This window comes from Streptomyces sp. NPDC006655 (assembly GCF_040703965.1).
Classification (GTDB): domain Bacteria; phylum Actinomycetota; class Actinomycetes; order Streptomycetales; family Streptomycetaceae; genus Streptomyces.
This window is the reverse complement of sequence record NZ_JBEYJU010000137.1, coordinates 1-16,962: the sequence shown is the minus strand read 5'-3', so window position 1 is coordinate 16,962 and position 16,962 is coordinate 1. Positions and strand designations below refer to the sequence as shown.

Genomic DNA, 16,962 nt, shown 5'->3' with positions numbered 1-16,962 from the left:
TTCCGTTCTGCGGGCGTGGTGCGAGGCGCCTCGAGGGTGCGGGGCGCGGGCGTGGTGCGAGGCGCCTCGAGGGTGCGGGGCGCGGGCGTGGTGCGAGGCGCCCCGAGGGTGCGGGGCGCGGGCGTGGTCGCGCTGGGCGCGCTGGCCAGCAGTCGCCGGGTGTAGTCGTGCTGCGGGTCGGCCAGCACGGACCGGGTCTCGCCCGCCTCCACCACCCTGCCCCGCTCCATGACCACCAGCCGCTGGGACCGGTCGGCGGCCACCCCGAGGTCGTGGGTCACCAGCAGGACCGCGGTGCCCGACTCCTCGGCCAGCTGCTGGAGGTGGTCGAGGATGACGCGCTGCACGGTCACGTCGAGCGCGCTGGTCGGCTCGTCGGCGATGATCAGTTCCGGCCGGGCGGCGACGGCGATGGCGATCAGCACCCGTTGCCGCATACCGCCGGACAGCTCGTGCGGGTACTGCCGGGCCCGGACCGCCGCGTCCGCCAGCCCGGCCCGGTCCAGCACCGCGACCGCCTCGGCCGCGGCCGACCGACGGGTCGCCAAGCCGTGGATCCGCAGCACCTCGGCGACCTGCTCGCCGACCCGCTTGACCGGGTTGAGCGAGACCGTCGGATCCTGCGGGACCAGCCCGATCCGGGCGCCGCGCACGGTCCGCAGCTCCGCCTCCGACAGGGTGGCGAGATCATGCCGGCCGAAGCCGATCGTGCCCGCGTCGATGGTGCCGTTCGCGGCCAGCAGCCGGATGACGGCGTGCGCGGTGGTGCTCTTGCCGGACCCCGACTCGCCGACCACGGCGGTCACCTGACCGGGCCAGACGTCCAGGTCGACGCCTCGCACCGCCGGCACCGTGCCGCCCCGGGTGCGGTAGGACACGGACAGGCCGCGGATGCTGAGCAGTGGTGTGGTCACGTCCTCGCCGTTCTCGTCTGCGTCGCTCATCGCTGCCGGGCCCATTCGCCGTCCAGCGCCCGCGCGATCCGGTTGGTGGCCAGCACGGTCGCGGCGATGGCCAGACCGGGCAGCGCGGTCAGCCACCACGCGTTGGCCAGGTAGTTGCGGCCGTCGGAGATCAACGTGCCCCACTCCGGGGCCGGCGGCGGCGCGCCGTAGCCGAGGAAGCTGAGCGCCGACACGGCCAGGATCGAGGAGCCGAAGTCCAGGGTGGCCAGCACGATCACCGGACCGGCCGCGTTGGGCAGCACATGCCGGCCGAGGACCGAGTACCAGCGGGACCCGCAGGAGCGGGACGCCTCCACGAACACCGCCTGCCGCACCCGCAGCACCTCGGCACGGGCCACCCGGGCGAACGAGGCGACACTCGCGATGCCGACCGCGACCGCGACCTTCACCGTCCCGTAGCCGAGCGCGGTGACGAGGGCCAGGGACAGGAACAGCGCCGGGATGGACAGGAGCACGTCGACGAACCGCATCAGCACGTCGTCCACCCACCGGCCCACGAAGCCGGCGACCACGCCCAGCAGCCCGCCGACCACGAAGGCCACCAGGACCGCGATCAGTGTCGCCTTCAGGGAGAGCTGGGCGCCGTGCACCACCCGGGAGAACACGTCACGGCCGAGTTCGTCGGTACCGAACCGGTGACTGCCGCCCGGGCCGCGGAAGTTGTCGGACGGCACCCCCTTCAACGGGTCCTGGGAGGTGAACAGGTCCGGCCAGAAGGCCGCCAGCACCACCAGCACCAGGACCGCGACGGACAGCAGCAGCCCCGGGCGGCGCACCAGGAACCGCAGCACCCGCCGCACGTCGACACGGCGACCCGGCCCGGGCGCGGGCCCCGCCTCGACCGGCCGGGCCAGGCCGAGGGCGGCCTCGGCCGCGTCGGCCGCACCGTCCACAACGCTCTGACTCATGCGAAGCTCGCCCTCCTGTCCGGGGCCACCGCGATCCGCGGATCCAGCAGCGGGTAGACGAGGTCGACGACCAGGTTCGTCGCCACGAAGATCAGTGCTCCGAACACCACCACCCCCTGCACCAGCGGGATGTCCTGGGCGGTCACGGCCGCCGCGGTCACCCGGCCCAGGCCGTCCCGGGAGAACACCGTCTCCACGACCACCGAACCGGCGATCAGCTGTCCGACCAGCAGCCCGACGACCGTCAGCGCGGGCAGCGACGCGTTGCGCAGCGCATGCCGCAGATGCACCCGCCGGCGCCCGGCGCCCTTGGCCCGGGCGGTCTCCACATAGGCCTGGTCCAGCGCCGTGAGCAGACTCTTGGCCAGCACCTGGGCGACCTGCGCCCCGGTCGGCACGGCCAGCGTCAGCGCCGGCAGCACCAGGCCCCGCAGCCCGTCGTTGCCGAACGCGGGGAACCAGTGCAGCCGGAACGAGAAGGCCTCGACCAGCAGCAGCCCCACCCAGAAGGTGGGCACCGACACCCCCAGCGGGGGCAGCGACAGCAACAGCTGCCGCAGCCACCGCTGCGAGGTGTACGTCGCCACCACCGCCAGCCCGCCACCGAACACCACCGCGAGCAGCAGCGCGGCCCCCGTCAGCTGGAGCGTCCCCGGCAGCGCGTCGCCGATGACGGAGGTGACCGGGCGACCGCTGGAGACGGCGTCGCCGAAGTCCCCGCGCACCGCCCGCCCGAGGTACTCGGCGTACTGCACGAGGACCGGCTTGTCGAAGCCGTACTCGTGCCGCAGCGCCGCGAGCTGGGCCGGGTCGACCTGTCCCGAGTCCATCCCGGCGCCGGCCATCGCGGAGACCGGGTCACCGGGCAGGAAGTCCAGCACCAGGAACGACACCGTGTAGGCCGCCCACAGCACCCCGACCGCCTGCGCGAGCCGTTTGATCACATAGCGGCGCACGGGTCAGCCGATCCAGGTGTCGTGCAGCTGGATCCGGCTGCCCGAGTCGAAGTCCAGGTCGTGCACCTTCGTGGACACGCCCAGCTGGGTCTGCAACTCCACCACGGGCACGTCGTACGCGTTCTGGACGATCAGCCGCTGCGCCTCGGCGACCAGCTTCGCGCGCTTGGCGGCATCGGTCGTCGCGGCCTGCCGGGACAGCACGGTGTCCAGCGAACTGGCGGGCAGGTGGTAGAAGTTGGCCAGCCGTGTGGAGAACGAGGTGCGCAGGATGTCCGGGTCGGACCGGGTCACGTTGCCCCACACGACGTCGAAGTCACCGGCCTGGAGGGTCGTCGCGAACTGGGTGACGGGGAGCTGCTTGAGCACCACGTCGATCCCGACGGCCTTCAGCTGCTGCTGGACCAGTTCCAACGCGGGCTGGTTGGTGGCCGCGTTGGGGAACCAGGTGATGGTCAGGCTCAGCGTCCTGCCGCCCTTGGCACGGATGCCGTCACTTCCGGCCTTCCAGCCGGCCTGGTCCAGCAGGGACCTCGCCTTGGCCGGGTCCGTGGACAGGTCCGCGGACAGGTCGGTGTAGTCGGGTGTGGTGTGCGCCAGGACGCTGCCGGCCGGCCGGGTGCCGGTCGGGAAGACGGTGTCGGCGATCTGCTTGCGGTCGACCGCGACCTGGAGCGCCTGCCGCACCCTGGCGTCCTTCAGCAGGGGGCCGGCGTTGTTGAGACCCAGGCCGAACACCACCCCGGGGTTGGCCCGGCGGGCGAGCGTGACCTGGCCGCCCCTGAGCGCTGCCTCGTTGGCCCTGCCGACGCTGCTGATCGCGTCGACCTGCCCGGACTGGAGGCTGCCGGCGCGTACGCCGGCCTCCGGCACCACCTTGAAGACCAGCTTGTCCAGGTAGGCCTCGCCCTTCTTGGCCCACAGGCTGGATCCCCAGGCGTACCCGGTCCGTCTGGCCAGGGTGATCGACTGGTTCTGCACATAGCCCTTCAGCACGAACGGCCCGGATCCCACCACCCCGTCACTGCACTTCTGCTGCGGGGTCCGGTGCACGCTCGCCGACGACTCGATGCCCAGTGAGTGGGTCGAAGTCGCTTGCAGGAACTGTGCGTTGGGCTGTGCGAAGGTCACCTGCACGGTGAGCGGGTCGACCACGGAAGTGCTCTTGACACCGCTGAGGTAGCCCTGGGCCAGGGTGCCCAGGGCGCCGAGCTTCGGCACCGCGTCGAAGTTGTCCTTGACCACCTGCGCGGTCAGCTTCGACCCGTCGCTGAAGGTGACGCCCGAGCGGAGGTGGAACGTGAACCGGGTGGCGTCGGAGTTGATGTCCCAGCTCTTGGCCAGCCACGGCACGATCCTGCCGGTCTTCGGGTCCTGGTCGGTCAGCGAGTCCACGATCTGACGGACCGAGTAGATGGTGTCGTTGCTGCCGACCTGCTGCGGATCCACGCAGCCGGAGTCGGAACCCACCGCGAAGGTCAGGGTGCCGCCGGACTTCGGCCGGCTGCTCGCGCCGCCGGAACCGCCGTCGCCCGAACCGCAGGCGGTCAGCAGCACGCTGGTGGTCAGCAGGGCGGCCAGCGGCGCCCAACGGGATGATCTGAATACCGGAAGTGCGGTCACGGAGGGTTTTCTCCTACTCGTGTCACCAGGCACCGGGTGCCGGGTGTCGGGAGCGCGGCACGCCGTGCAGGGACGTGCGACCCGGCCGGTCGGCACCGGCGGGGGGAAGCGCTGAACAGACGGTGGTCAGGGAGACGCCACCGGGCGCGGTGGCGGGAGAACGGGCAGCGGACTGTCACGCGGGGGCCGGGAGGCCGGTGCCTGACGGCGGTCCGGGTGCCGACCGGTGTGCCGACCGGTGGATGCCGCGCGAGGGGCCCGGCCGGCGATGTGGCCGGTCAGGGGGCTCGTCAGCGGCGGCTTGTCAGCGGACCGGGGGCGGGCTCGTCAGCGACAGCTGGTCGTGCGACAGAGGCAGCTGGTCGAGCGCTTGAGGTCGATGTGGCGTCGGCGGGAGAGCCGGGAGAACGGCATGGCACCGGCGCAGGAGGCGAGCGTCGCTTGGTCGCTGTGCATACCGGTCCCTCCCCGTCTCCGGCCCCGCCACCGGGGCCTCGCGCTTGCGGGGATCGTCGGTGATCCCGCCGGGCTTTCACCTGGAGCACCCCACCGCGCGGGAGGGTTGCCGGTCAGCGAGCCAGGGCTTGACGCTGACACTCAATGCCGATCGTGATGCTACGGAGCGGACTTGTCGAACGTCAATGCCACACAGGGACGTTCGGGTGCGCCAGGCCGGAGCGTCTCACCTGCCGGGACACGTCCATGGCCGGTGTCGAACACCGGCGGTGCCGTGCGGGGTACGGCCCCGGAGACCGGCGTGTCGTGCGGCGGGGTCGCCGCACGACCGGCCGTCCTGTCGGCCGTCCCACCGGGCGGCTCTTCCGTCCGGTTCAGGACCCGCCGCGTTCGCGGGGGATCCTCAGGCCCGCCTCGATGGGCACCGGCAGCCGGTTCTCGGCCGGCGGCAGCGGGCAGGTGGCCAGATCCGTGTAGGCGCAGGGCAGGTTCGCCGCGCGGTTGAAGTCCAGCAGGACCGTGCCGTCGGCGGTGGGCGGTTCCAGGGTCAGGGCCCGGTTGGCCGCGTAGGTGGTGACCCCGGAGGTGGCGTCGGTGAACAGGAGCATCAGCCGGCCCTCGCCGGGACCGGGGAACGCGGTGAGCGCCAGCGGCCGCCCGTCCAGTTCGAACTCGACCCGGCCCGGCGCGTCGTACACGTGCTCGAGGCCCGCCACCGCGGCGCCCACGGTGGTCGGCCGCGGCTCGTCGAAGGGCACGTAGCGGCCGGTCACGGCCCACCGCGGGTCGGGTGCGTAGGCGGGGGTGCCGGTGAAGGCGGTGCGCAGCGGCGCGTCCGGGTGCCGGGGCCGCACGATGTCGTTGCCGCCGCGCTTGGCGACCTCGATCACGGCGTCCTTCCAGACCGCGTCGACGCCACCGCGTTCGGGCAGCACGCCGAAGCGGTACTCGCCCCGCACCGGCGTTCCGCCGACGACCAGCTCCTCGCCCTCGTCGAGGGTGACGACCACCCCGTCCGGGCCGGTGCGCCAGGCGCCGGGCGCGTCGGGGAAGCGCTGCGGCCGGTCGTCCAGCCAGTGCAGGCCGGTGATCGCCAGAAAACCGTGCGGGGCGGCCAGCCGCGCCTCCTGGGCGCGGTACCAGTCCAGCCAGTCCTCGGTGAACGCCTGCAGGTCCGTCGTGGTGGCCTCGGTGGTCATGGGGTCTCCTTCGTGGGGCGGGTTCGTGGCGCGGGGCGGGATCGCGTCGGCGGCACTCAGCCGGCCCGTCGCTCGGGCGCGCAGCGGTGGGTGAGGGGTTCGCGCAGGCCGAGGTGGTCGCGCAGGGTGCTGCCGGTGTACTCGGTGCGGTAGACCCCGCGTTCCTGCAGGGCGGGCACGAGCAGGTCGACGATGTCGTCCAGGCCGTCGGGGACGAGGTACGGCGTGACGTTGAAGCCGTCGACCGCGCCGTGCCGCACGTAGTGGGCGAACTTGTCGGCCAGGCCGGACGGGGTGCCGACATGGCCGCGCTGCGGGCCGAGCTCGATGACGGCCTCGCGCAGCGACCAGCCGTGTGCCGCCGCCTTCGCCCGCCACTCGGCCACCACGGCCCGCGGGTCGGCGACACGCCGAGCCCCGAAGGAGCCGTCGTTCTCGGTGACCACCGGATCCTCCTCGGGCAGCGGCCCGTCGGCGTCGCGGCCGGACAGGTCGATGCCCCACAGCAGCCCGGCGATGCCCAGCGCCGTCGCGGGAGTGACCTGCTGCCGCCGGACCCAGCGCTTCTTCTCCTGGGCCTCCTCCTCGGTGGCGCCGATGATGATCTCGGTGCCGGGCAGGATCCGCAGGTCGTCGTCGGGCCGCCCGGCCACCCGCAACCGGCGCCTGATGTCCTCGGCGAAGGCCAGCGCGTCGTCGAAGTCGCCGCCGTGCGCGGAGAAGATGACGTCGGCGTTGCGGGCGGCGAAGTCGCGCCCCTCCCCGGAGTCGCCGGCCTGGAAGATCACCGGGTGGCCCTGGGCGCTGCGCGGCAGGGTCGGGGCGAGATCGACGTCGAACTGCGCGCCCTTGTGGCGCACGTGGTGGATCGTGCCGGGTGCCGACCAGGCGGTGGCGTTCGCCGAGCCGGCGACCGCGCCGTCCTCCCAGCCGTCCCACAGGGCCCGGGCCACGGCGAGGAACTCCTCGGCGCGCCGGTAGCGGTCGGCATGGTCGAGATAGCCGCCGCGGCGGAAGTTCGCGCCGGTCCAGGCGTTGTCCGTGGTCACCACGTTCCATCCGGCGCGGCCCTCGGAGAGCAGGTCGAGACCGGAGAGCCGGCGGGCGAGGTCGGCGGGCTCGTTGAAGGTGGAGTTGGAGGTGGAGACCAGGCCGATGCGGCGGGTGACGGCGGCCAGTGCCGCGAGCTGGGTGATGGCGTCCGGACGGCCGGCCACGTCGAGGTCGTGGATCCTGCCGTCGACCTCGCGCAGCCGCAGTCCCTCGCCGAGGAAGAACGCGTCGAACAAGCCCCGTTCGGCGGTCTGCGCGACCCGTCGGAAGGAGGCGGGGTCGATCTGCGAGCCGCTCTCGGGGGCGGACCAGATGGTCCAGTGGTTGACGCCCTGGAAGAACACGCCGAAGTGCAGTTGTGCGTGCGGCCTGGGGACGTCGAGGGGGTCGGTGCGGGTCATCGGGCTCCCTCCTGGACGGCCGTGGCCGCGAAACGGTTGGCGGGGCGCTCCAGGCCCAGGGTCGCGCGCAGGGACGTGCCGGGCAGCGGCCGGGCGACCAGCCGCCGTTCGGACAGGGCCGGCAGGACGAGCCGCGACAGGACGGGCAGATCCTCGTCCAGTACCAGCGGGTGCAGCCGTACGCCGTCGACGTGCCGACTCAAGTCGGCGAGAAGGGCGACCAGTCGCTCCACCGGGCCGATGTGCCGGAGCCTGCCGCGGTCGGTCCACGGCGCGTGCCGTCCGAGGTCGGCGACGCGCTCGCCGGCCGCGGCCCCCGGAGTGTCCAGCGCCACCTCCACCTCGGCGAAGACCCGCGGCGCACCGGCGGAAGCCGCGGCCGTCGCCACCGCCGGGAGGTCGCCGCCTCCGACGAGCGCGACGTCGAGCAGCCCGGCGGCCCCGTCGGCAGGGCTGCCCAGGACGACGAGCTGCCCCTGCGGAGGGCGCGGCACGATCGCCGGGCCCTTGACGGCGTAGGTCTCCCCGGTGAAGTCGATGTAGTGCAGCCGGTCGCGGTCGAGGTAGCGGCTCGTGGCCACGGAGCGGATGACCGCGTCGTCCTCCCACGAGTCCCACAGGGCGCGGACCACCTCGACCCCGTCCCGGGACTCCCGGGCCCACGCGTCGGCTTCGGCGACCAGGGGCCGCCCCCAGGCGCGCGCCGCCTCGGGGCGCTCCTCCTGGGCCACCACCCATCCGGCGCGTCCCGCGGAGACGTGGTCCAGGGACGCCAGCTGCCCGGAGACGTGGAAGGGTTCGGCGTAGGTGACCGGGACGACGGGGGCGACCCCGATGGTGCTCGTGGACGCCGCGGCGAAGGCCGCCCGCTCCACCGCGCCGATACGCCCCACCGGGTTCGGGGAGGTTCCGGGCGGCAGTACTCCGTCGTCGAGGGTGATCAGGGTGAACCCGGCGTTCTCGGCGGTGGTGGCGAGTGTGGCCACACGGCGCGGGGAGAGCAGCAGGTCGGGGGCGTGGGCGGCGCGGCGCCAGGCCGCGGGATGGGCGCCGTCGCCGTCGATCTCGACGGCGAGGTGCAGGGCGGGGCCGGACAAGGGGCGTTCCTTCCGGAAAGACACGGGAGCCCATGACCGCCGGGCCAGGACGGCTGCGGCCATGAGGAGAGGGCGGCGCGGGGAGACGAAAGGACGGCGGCGCGGGTCACGTCCGCGGGGCGCGCGGGGCCATGGCGACCGGACCGGTCAGGTCCGGCTCGCAGCATCGGGTGACGCGGGCCGGGCAGGGGTCAGCGGCGCGGAAGCGGACAGACGGCCGAGCAGGTGCGGCAGAAGTCCACATGCCGACGGGTGACCAGCCGCACGGCAGAACGCACACCCCTGGGTGCCGCTCCGAGTCCGCGCATCAGGGGCCTCCACCCGTCCGAAACAGATCGGTTCACCGTACGTCGGCCGCCCCGTCGGATGTCAAGAACACCTGGTACGGCCGCATCCGCCGAGCCGTCGTGCGGACGACCGGGGCGCGGTCGGGAAGGCCCCCCGGACGCCCGGGTGTGCCTGACCCCGCGCCCGCCCGTCGCGTCGGTCCGGGGCATGGCCGGGGGCGGTGGGGGTAAGTGCGTCCTAGCCGGACCAGGAACCGGTGCGGACGAAGCCGGACGACCGGGAGGGGCGCATGAGGGGAACCACGACCGTGCAGACCGCCGGGCGGAGGGCGGGTGTTCCGGAGATCGCGGCCCCTGCCGAGGTCGCACCGAAGGACGCGCGGGAGCTGTCGAAGGTCTTCTTCGACCGCCTGGCGCAGTTGGCGGAAGGCACTCCCGAATACCAGTACGCGCGCAACACGCTGATCGAGATGAACATGTCCCTGGTCCGGTTCGCGGCGGCCCGGTTCCGCAGCCGTGGGCCGGAGGAGATGGAGGACATCGTCCAGGTCGGCATGATCGGGCTGATCAAGGCCATCGACCGGTTCGAGCTGTCGCGGGAGGTGGAGTTCACGTCCTTCGCGATTCCCTACGTCGTCGGGGAGATCAAGCGGTTCTTCCGTGACACCTCGTGGGCCGTGCACGTCCCGCGCCGCCTCCAGGAGGCCCGCGTCCAACTGGCGCGCGCCGACGAGGAACTGCGCAGCCGGCTCGGCCGGGCGCCGACGACCGCGGAGCTCGCCGAGCTGATGAGCCTTCCCCAGGACGAGGTCGTCGAGGCCCGACTGGCCTCGAACGGCTACCGGTCGTCCTCCCTCGACGCGGCGATCAACGGCGACGAGGACGGCGAGTCCGCGCTGGCGGACTTCATAGGCGGCGAGGACGCCGCGCTCGGTCTGGTCGAGGACTTCCACGCCCTCGCCCCGCTGATCGCCGCGCTCGACGAACGTGACCGCAGGATCATCCACTGGCGCTTCGTCGAGGAACTCACCCAGGCCCAGATAGGCGAACGTCTCGGCGTCTCCCAGATGCACGTGTCCCGGCTGATCTCCCGGCTGCTCGGCCGCCTGCGCGAAGGGCTGCTGGCCGCCTCCTGACGTCGGCACCGGCCTCATGCGTTCCGCACGTCGGCTCCTCCGGCGGAGACGTTGGCCACAGGCAGAGACGGTGACTCGGGGGTACCCGAACGGGGGAGCCACGGGCCCGACTGTTGCCATTTGACAACTATGGGCGTGAGGCAACAAAGTAACCGAGTCGCATTGCGCGGGAAGGAACTGCGATGTTCTGGTGGGCGGAGGTCGCTCCGTGTGCTGGCCGCCCGAGCCCCGACGCGTCGGCGCGATCGGTGGCCTGGGGAGGCGTTCAGGCCGTCCGGCCCCCGGCACGCGGCTCGTCGCTGTGTATCTGCAACGCCGCCGTGTCGCAAAATGCCTCCAACCCCTCCAGCAGCGCGGTCCGCTTGGCGGCGGGCATCAGCTCCAGCACCGCCTGGAGTTCCTGCTCCCGGCGTGCGCGCAGGTCGTCGAGGAAGACGCGGCCCCGGTCGCTGAGATGCAGCCTCACCTCGCGCCGGTCGGCGGGGCTGACCACGCGCTCGACGAAGCCGGCGGCCACCAGCCGGTCGCAGAGCCGGCTGGTGGACGGAGGCGTGGAGGCGAGGGAGTCGGCGAGGGTGCGCAGATTGATGCCGTCCTGGTGCTCCAGCATCAGCAGCACGCGCATCTGGGACGGCGAGGCCGGCGCGGTCGAGGCCCGGCCCCACAGGACTTCCAGCAACTCCACTGCCGTCAAGGTCACGCGTGCTACCTCGACGGGCTCGGGGCGGGGGCGGAAGACAGTCACCGTCACACTCTCGCAGGCACCTGGGACGTCTTTCAGCCTACTAGGTGCTTGTTGCTGCAACAGATGGTTCGGACGACCCGACGTGACGCGGCACGTTCAGCCCTGCCGTGCGTGCGAGGCTCGTGTATGTCCGACGGAGGATAGGTGTATTTACGATCGTGAAGAGATTTGTGACCGCTGAACGCGCTCTGCGTACGGCGGCCCCCCACGAGCTGCTCGACGTCGTCCGCAGAGTGCTCGCACAGGAGTACGCGGCGACGTCCGTGGAGCTGTTGCTGGCCGACTACGGCCTGACCGTACTGCAGCCGGTGTCGTCGTTGCCGGCGACCGCGGCGCCGGTGCCGGTGCACAGCAGCCCCGTTGGCCGTGCCTTCGGAGCCCAGGAGCCCCTCGTGGAGGGGGCACCCGGGGGCTCCGTGCGCGTCCATCTGCCGGTCACCGTGCGTGGCGACCGGCTGGGCGTGCTGTGCGTCACCCTGCCGAACGGGGAGGACGTGCCCGGCCTGCTGGGCGAGCTGGCGGACATCGCCGAGGTGCTCGGCCACGAGGTGGTCGTCGCCGAGCGTGACACGGACGTGTACCTGCGCGCGCGGCGCAAGGACCGGCTGACCCTGGCCGCCGAGATGCAGTGGCAGCTCCTGCCGGGCCGCTCCTGCGCGCGCCCCGAGTACGAACTGGGCGCGCAGCTGGAGCCCGCCTACGCGATCTTTGGTGACAACTTCGACTGGTCCGCCACCGCGGACCACCTCATGCTGTACGTCACCAACGGCATGGGCGAGGGCATAGAAGCGTCGTTGCTGACGAACCTCGCCATCAACGCGCTGCGCAACGCCAGGCGGGCCGGGCTCGCCATCGACGACCAGGCCGCCCTGGCCGACCAGGCGGTGTACGCCCACTACCAGGGGCGCTGCTACCTCTCGGTGCTGATGTTCGACTTCGACCTCGCGACGGGTCGGGCGAAGGTCGTGGACGCCGGCTCCCCGCAGCTGCTGCGGCTGCGCGACGGAGTGGTCGAGCCGGTCACCTTCGAGGCGCAGCTCCCGCTGGGGATGTTCGAGGAGACCGACTACGTGGTGCAGGAGTTCCAGGCGGAACCGGGCGACCGGCTGGTCTTCGTCAGCGACGGGGTGCACGCGGTGGCCTCGCCCCAGGGGGAGGCGTACGGCGACGCCGCCCTGGCCAGGGCGATCATGTCCACCCGGCTGCTGCCGGCCGCTGAGGTGCCGCGTGCCATCCTGCGGGAGCTGACCGGCCACCGCGGGCAGTCCGTCCCGCAGGACGACGCCCTGGTGGTCTGCCTGGACTGGCACGGGCGCTGAGCCGCTGTGGCCGCGGGGGAGGGATGTGGCGATGCTGTGTCGCTGCGGCCGCACGCGCGGGGGCATGTGCCTGCTGTGCCATATTTGTCATGTGGCAATGATCGGCCCTGTGCGCCGATGATCAACCCGGTTGCGCCGGTCCCGGCGCAACAGTCCGAGCTCTGAGGAGACGATGCAGGTGCCGGAACAGGCAGCGGCCGAAGCGGCGGCGCGGGAGCTGACGGCCTTCCTGGAAGCCCATCGCGAACAGATCGCCCAGCGGTGGGCGGACGCGCCCTTGTTCAGGACGGTCTTCACCGTCTCACGCGACGAGGCGGTGGAGGCGTGCAAGGCCGTCGTGGACGCTCTCACGGACGTGGCCTCGGCCGGCCTGCTGGACAACATCGCGGCCCCCGGCTTCGACTCCGTGCGGGAGCAGCTCGGGCGGATGGCCGCGGCCCGTGCCCGCAGCGGGTTCAGCCCGGCCCAGATAGCGGAGGAGGCCGCCGGACTGCGGGTCACGACCGCCGAGGTGCTCCGCGGCGGACTCCGCGACCTGCCCTATGACCAGGCCCAGGAGGTCCGGCTCGCACTGACCGTCCTGATGGGCACCCTCAGCCTGGTGATCATGGAGACCACGGTCGACGCCGGTGAGGAACTGATCGCCCGGCAGCGGCAGCAGCTGCTCGAAGTGGCCACCCCCGTGATCAACCTGTGGGAGGGCGTCGTCGCGGTGCCCCTGATCGGCACCCTGGACAGCGCCCGCAGCCAGGTGGTCATGGAGTCGCTGCTGAACTCGATCGTGGAGCAGCGGGCCCGCTACGCGATCCTCGACATCACGGGCGTCCCCACCGTCGACTCGCTGGTGGCCCAGCACCTCATGAAGACGGTCGCCGCGGCCCGCCTGATGGGCGCCGAGTGCATCGTCTCCGGCATCCGTCCGGCCATCGCGCAGACCATCGTGCACCTCGGCATCGACCTGAGTTCGGTGCTCACCCGCAGCTCCCTCGCCGACGCCCTGGCCCACGCGCTCGGCCAGCAGGGCATCGAGGTCTCCCACGCGGCCGGTGCGAGCCCCCGATGACCGGCTCCCTTACCGGCGGCTCGGCGTTGGTGCCCGTCCTGGCACTCGGCGACATCCTGCTGGTCTCCCTCCAGGGGGAGTTGCACGACAGCGTGGCCGAACAGCTGCAGCAGGACATCACCCAGCGCGTCGCCGGCAGCGAGGCGAGCGGTGTGGTCATCGACGTCTCCGGGGTCGAGATCGTCGACTCGTTCCTCGGCCGGGTCATCGCCGAGATCGCCGCCAACGCCCGCCTGCTGGCCGCCCGTACCGTCGTGTGCGGGATGCGCCCAGCCGTCGCGATCACCCTGGTCGAACTGGGCCTGACGCTGCCCGGCCTGGTGACCGCGCTCGACGTCGAGCGCGCCCTCGAACTGCTTCGGCAGGGCCCCTCCGCGGCCGCCCCGGGCACCCGTGCGGGGTGGGCGTGACACCGACCTCCGACTCCGCCACGGCGACGAGCCTGCCGATCGGCTCGGACGCCGACCTGGCATGGGTGCGTCACCAGGTGCGGCAGTTCGCGGCCGGCCTGGGGTTCGGGCTCGTACAGCAGACGAAGATCGTCACCGCGGCCAGCGAACTGGCCCGCAACACCCTGATCCACGGCGGGGGAGGGCAGGCGACGATCACCCCGCTGACCAACGGGTCCCGGCGTGGTCTGAAACTGTCCTTCATGGACGAGGGCCCCGGCATCCGCGACGTGGAGCTGGCGATGACCGACGGCTACACCACCGGCGGGGGTCTCGGGCTGGGCCTCAGCGGATCCCGGCGCCTGGTGGACGAGTTCACCATCGACACCAAGCCGGGTGAGGGCACCGTCGTCACCCTCGTCGCCTGGACCACGGGCGTGCCCGCCGGCCGTCAGGGGTCCGGATGACGCGCGTCTGGACCGTCCCCGTGCACGACTCCACCCGGGTACGGGACGCCCGGGTGGCGGCCGAGACCGCCAGTGCCCATGCCCGCCTGGACGCCCACCGCACCGCGGTGACGGCCCTGGTGGCGACCGAGCTGGCGACCAACCTGCTCAAGCACGCCGGGGGCGGCCGTCTGGTGATCGACCTCGCCGATCGTCCGGGACCGGCAGGCCGCGGCCGGGCGGTGCAGCTCGTCGCCCTCGACCGCGGCCCCGGCATCCGGGACGTCGGCGCGGCCATGCGCGACGGATACACCACCAGCGAGGCGTCGCTCGGCGCCGGCCTGGGCACCTGCCGGCGCATCTCCAGCGCCTTCGACCTGCACAGCACCCCGCGCGGCACCGTCGCCATGGCCCGGGTCGACCAGGGGACCGCACCGCAGGAGCCCCGGCCCGCCGTCCGGACCGGAGGGATCAACGTCCCTCTCGCCGGGGCCGAACACTCCGGAGACGCCTGGAGCTGCGCCCGGTCGGGTTCCCGGGTCACCTTCTTGCTCGCCGACGGTCTCGGTCACGGCCCCAAGGCCGCCCACGCCTCCGGCGCCGCCGTCGAGGAACTGCACCGGGTCGCGCAGCTGCCGCCCGCCGAGATCCTGCGCCGCATGCACCCGGTCCTGCGGGCCACCCGCGGGGCCGCGGTCGCCGTGGCCCAGGTGGACACCGCCGACGGGGAACTCGCGTTCGCGGGAGTCGGCAACGTGGGTGCCCGGCTGTGCACGGCCGGTTCCTGGCAGCACCTCGTCTCCCATCCGGGCATCGTCGGCGCCCAGTTCCCGGCGACCGTCCCCGAGCGACGGCTGCCCTGGACGCCGGACAGCCTGCTCGTCCTGCACAGCGACGGGCTGCCCAGCCGGTGGGTGCCGCCCGACGATCCCGGTCTCCTCGCCCGCGAGCCGGCCGTGGTCGCCGCGACCGTCCTGCGGGACGCCAGCAGCGCGGCCAGCCCCGGCCGCGACGACACCTGTGTGGCCGTCCTGACCTCCGACCGACAGGCCGGGAGCCCGTGAACCAGCCGTACGTCCGGAAAATCACCTCGGCCGCCGATGCCATGAGCGCCCGGGTCCTCGCCGCGCGCCTCACGGCCGCGGCCGGGGCGCCCGCGGTCGAACAGGCCCGTTTCCTCACCGCGCTCACCACCCGCATGCGCGAGAGCCTCGGCCGGGGCGGGGCCGAACTCACCCTCACCGCCCGTCCGTCGGCAGCCGACGGGACCACCCTCGTGCGAGCCGTCGTGGCACCCGTCTGCGCCGAGCCCGGCCGGACGCCCTGGCAGCTGGCACTCACCTGCCCAGGCCCTCTGACGTGCGAACCGCCCCAGCCCGAGGGGCCGCCCGACACCACGCCCGCGGAGGCGGTCCTGGCGGCCGACGAGGAGACCGCGGCCCTCCTGCGGCAACTGGACGAGACCGAGGAGCAGTTGCGCCTGCACCGCGAGGAGCTGCACCAGACCAACCAGGGTGTGCTCGCCCTGCACGCCGAACTCGACGCCGCCGCGCGGACCCAGCGGGAACTGCTCGAAGCCGAACGGGCCGCACGCGGCGAGGCGGAGAAGGCACGGCGCCTGCTGACCTTCCTGGCCGACGCCAGCGCCGCCGTGACCGCCTCCCTCGACCAGGAGGCCATCCTGCGCTGCCTTCCCCAACTGCTCGTCCCCGAGTACGCGAGTCAGGTCGACGTATGGCTCTTCGACGAACCGGACGCCCCGGCCGCCACCCACTCCGCCGCGGCGGTCACCGCCGCCCGCTGCGACCGTCCCCAGCACGCCGGGCCCCGTCCCGGCGGGCTCCCGGGCGTCGACGACCTGCCGCCCTCCGCGCTCTCCCCGGACCGGCCGCTGCTGTGCATCCCCCTCACCGTGCGCCACACCTCGGGCGTGCTCACCCTGACCGCCCCCGGCGACCGCTTCGACGCGGACACCAGCGTGATGCTGGTCGAACTGGCCCGCCGGACCGCCATCGCCCTGGACAACGCCCGCCGTTACGAACAGCACCGGGACACCGCCGAAGCCCTCCAACGGGCCCAGCTCACCGACCTGCCCGCCGCCGAGGGCCTGGACCTGGCGGCCCGTTACCTCCCCGCCACCCGAGGTCTCAACATCGGCGGTGACTGGTACGACGCCTTTCCGCAGCCCGACGGAAGCCTGCTGACCGTGGTGGGGGACGTCACCGGGCACGGGCTGCGCGCCGCCGTCATCATGGGGCAGCTGCGCACCGCGCTGCGGGCCTACGCGATCGAGGACGACAGCCCCGCACGGATCCTCACCCGCCTGCACCGCATGCTGTGCCACCAGCAGCCGAACCTGTACGCGACCGCCGTGATAGCCCGGTTCCGGCCCGGTGACCCGCATGTCGTCTGGGCGGCAGCCGGGCATCCGCCGGCCGTGGTGCGCGCGCCCGGCGGAAGCGTCCGGGTCCTGGACACCAGGCCGGGCGTGATGCTCGGAGTGCCCCTTCCGTTCGAGTACGAGGACCACACCGTCGAACTGCCGCCCGACTCCACGCTGGTCCTGTACACCGACGGCCTGGTGGAGCGGCGCTCCCAGGGCATCGACCCGGGTGTGGAACTGCTCGGCCAGACCCTGGCCGCGCTGGGCGACTCCGACCTGGCGGACCTCGACGGGTGCGCCGAGTCGCTGCTCAAGTCCCTGGTGCACGACTCCGAACGCGACGACGACGTCTGCCTCCTGCTGTGCCGCCCCGTGCGAACCCCGGACGGGGAACCGGAGTGACACCGGGTCACGCGAGGAAGATCCGGCCCTGGGGCCTGTCTGACAATTCCCGTCGTCGCCCGGAGGGCGGCCGCGCGGCGTCAGGTGCGTGCTCTGGGGGTCCCCCGGCGGGAGGCTGGGGGAGTGCCGGGCCC

16 protein-coding genes and 1 riboswitch are annotated in these 16,962 nt (G+C 73.0%); of the genes, 7 read left to right on the top strand and 9 right to left on the bottom strand.

The window, feature by feature from the left end; genetic code table 11:
- The 8 genes from AB0958_RS40895 to AB0958_RS40860 form a co-directional block, all read right to left on the bottom strand.
- On the bottom strand, positions 1-944 hold a 944-nt coding region (locus AB0958_RS40895), incomplete at its 3' end, for an ABC transporter ATP-binding protein (RefSeq protein WP_366895560.1).
- Positions 941-1,873 (bottom strand): ABC transporter permease, encoded by a 933-nt coding sequence (locus AB0958_RS40890; protein WP_366895559.1) that lies wholly within the window; start codon positions 1,871-1,873, stop codon positions 941-943. The genes AB0958_RS40890 and AB0958_RS40895, both read right to left, overlap by 4 nt.
- Positions 1,870-2,829 (bottom strand): ABC transporter permease, encoded by a 960-nt coding sequence (locus tag AB0958_RS40885; RefSeq protein WP_366895558.1) that lies wholly within the window; start codon positions 2,827-2,829, stop codon positions 1,870-1,872. Before AB0958_RS40885 ends, AB0958_RS40890 begins: the two co-directional genes overlap by 4 nt.
- Positions 2,830-2,832: 3 nt before the next feature.
- Complete coding sequence (locus AB0958_RS40880) at positions 2,833-4,452, bottom strand: ABC transporter substrate-binding protein (protein ID WP_366895557.1); 1,620 nt, start codon at positions 4,450-4,452, stop codon at positions 2,833-2,835.
- A gap of 327 nt (positions 4,453-4,779) precedes the next feature.
- Positions 4,780-4,866 (bottom strand): putative leader peptide, encoded by an 87-nt coding sequence (locus tag AB0958_RS40875; protein WP_358980808.1) that lies wholly within the window; start codon positions 4,864-4,866, stop codon positions 4,780-4,782.
- Between the two features lie 77 nt (positions 4,867-4,943).
- Positions 4,944-5,057, bottom strand: a riboswitch (SAM riboswitch).
- 225 nt (positions 5,058-5,282) lie between these two features.
- Positions 5,283-6,107, bottom strand: coding sequence for a DUF1684 domain-containing protein (locus AB0958_RS40870; protein WP_366895555.1), 825 nt, complete (start codon positions 6,105-6,107; stop codon positions 5,283-5,285).
- Positions 6,108-6,163: 56 nt separating this feature from the next.
- Positions 6,164-7,561, bottom strand: a complete 1,398-nt coding sequence (locus AB0958_RS40865) for an NtaA/DmoA family FMN-dependent monooxygenase (RefSeq protein WP_366895554.1) — start codon at positions 7,559-7,561, stop codon at positions 6,164-6,166.
- Positions 7,558-8,658, bottom strand: a complete 1,101-nt coding sequence (locus AB0958_RS40860; protein ID WP_366895553.1) for an LLM class flavin-dependent oxidoreductase — start codon at positions 8,656-8,658, stop codon at positions 7,558-7,560. The genes AB0958_RS40865 and AB0958_RS40860 overlap by 4 nt, the downstream gene beginning before the upstream one ends.
- A gap of 577 nt (positions 8,659-9,235) precedes the next feature.
- Between AB0958_RS40860 and AB0958_RS40855 the strand changes: the two genes are divergently transcribed.
- Entirely contained in the window at positions 9,236-10,081 is an 846-nt protein-coding gene (locus tag AB0958_RS40855; RefSeq protein ID WP_366895552.1) for an RNA polymerase sigma factor SigF, read from the top strand.
- 265 nt (positions 10,082-10,346) lie between these two features.
- Here AB0958_RS40855 and AB0958_RS40850 read toward each other — a convergent pair whose 3' ends face one another.
- A complete protein-coding gene (locus AB0958_RS40850) occupies positions 10,347-10,781 on the bottom strand; it encodes a MarR family transcriptional regulator (RefSeq protein WP_132890827.1) in 435 nt (144 codons plus the stop codon).
- Between the two features lie 215 nt (positions 10,782-10,996).
- Between AB0958_RS40850 and AB0958_RS40845 the strand changes: the two genes are divergently transcribed.
- The 6 genes from AB0958_RS40845 to AB0958_RS40820 all read left to right on the top strand — a co-directional run bounded on the left by AB0958_RS40845 (position 10,997) and on the right by AB0958_RS40820 (position 16,828).
- Positions 10,997-12,145 carry a PP2C family protein-serine/threonine phosphatase gene (locus tag AB0958_RS40845; protein WP_366895550.1) on the top strand — a complete coding sequence of 383 codons (1,149 nt, stop codon included), beginning with the start codon at positions 10,997-10,999 and terminating at the stop codon, positions 12,143-12,145.
- Positions 12,146-12,317: 172 nt separating this feature from the next.
- The gene (locus tag AB0958_RS40840) at positions 12,318-13,208 is read left to right on the top strand and encodes an STAS domain-containing protein (protein WP_366895549.1); all 891 of its coding nucleotides are present in this window, start codon (positions 12,318-12,320) and stop codon (positions 13,206-13,208) included.
- On the top strand, positions 13,205-13,618 hold the full coding sequence (locus tag AB0958_RS40835) for an STAS domain-containing protein (protein WP_366895548.1): 414 nt from the start codon (positions 13,205-13,207) through the stop codon (positions 13,616-13,618). Before AB0958_RS40840 ends, AB0958_RS40835 begins: the two co-directional genes overlap by 4 nt.
- Positions 13,615-14,064 carry an anti-sigma regulatory factor gene (locus tag AB0958_RS40830; RefSeq protein ID WP_366895547.1) on the top strand — a complete coding sequence of 150 codons (450 nt, stop codon included), beginning with the start codon at positions 13,615-13,617 and terminating at the stop codon, positions 14,062-14,064. The genes AB0958_RS40835 and AB0958_RS40830 overlap by 4 nt, the downstream gene beginning before the upstream one ends.
- Entirely contained in the window at positions 14,061-15,107 is a 1,047-nt protein-coding gene (locus AB0958_RS40825; protein ID WP_366895546.1) for a SpoIIE family protein phosphatase, read from the top strand. The genes AB0958_RS40830 and AB0958_RS40825 overlap by 4 nt, the downstream gene beginning before the upstream one ends.
- Before the next feature lie 41 nt (positions 15,108-15,148).
- Positions 15,149-16,828, top strand: coding sequence for a SpoIIE family protein phosphatase (locus tag AB0958_RS40820; protein WP_366895561.1), 1,680 nt, complete (start codon positions 15,149-15,151; stop codon positions 16,826-16,828).
- The last annotated feature ends 134 nt before the right edge of the window (positions 16,829-16,962 follow it).

Coding starts and splice junctions, on each gene's coding strand:
- AB0958_RS40890 (WP_366895559.1), bottom strand. CDS start 1,873: ATGAGTCAGAGCGTTGTGGACGGTGCGGCCGACGCGGCCGAGGCCGCC.
- AB0958_RS40875 (WP_358980808.1), bottom strand. CDS start 4,866: ATGCCGTTCTCCCGGCTCTCCCGCCGACGCCACATCGACCTCAAGCGC.
- AB0958_RS40870 (WP_366895555.1), bottom strand. CDS start 6,107: ATGACCACCGAGGCCACCACGACGGACCTGCAGGCGTTCACCGAGGAC.
- AB0958_RS40865 (WP_366895554.1), bottom strand. CDS start 7,561: ATGACCCGCACCGACCCCCTCGACGTCCCCAGGCCGCACGCACAACTG.
- AB0958_RS40855 (WP_366895552.1), top strand. CDS start 9,236: ATGAGGGGAACCACGACCGTGCAGACCGCCGGGCGGAGGGCGGGTGTT.
- AB0958_RS40840 (WP_366895549.1), top strand. CDS start 12,318: ATGCAGGTGCCGGAACAGGCAGCGGCCGAAGCGGCGGCGCGGGAGCTG.
- AB0958_RS40835 (WP_366895548.1), top strand. CDS start 13,205: ATGACCGGCTCCCTTACCGGCGGCTCGGCGTTGGTGCCCGTCCTGGCA.
- AB0958_RS40825 (WP_366895546.1), top strand. CDS start 14,061: ATGACGCGCGTCTGGACCGTCCCCGTGCACGACTCCACCCGGGTACGG.
- AB0958_RS40820 (WP_366895561.1), top strand. CDS start 15,149: ATGAGCGCCCGGGTCCTCGCCGCGCGCCTCACGGCCGCGGCCGGGGCG.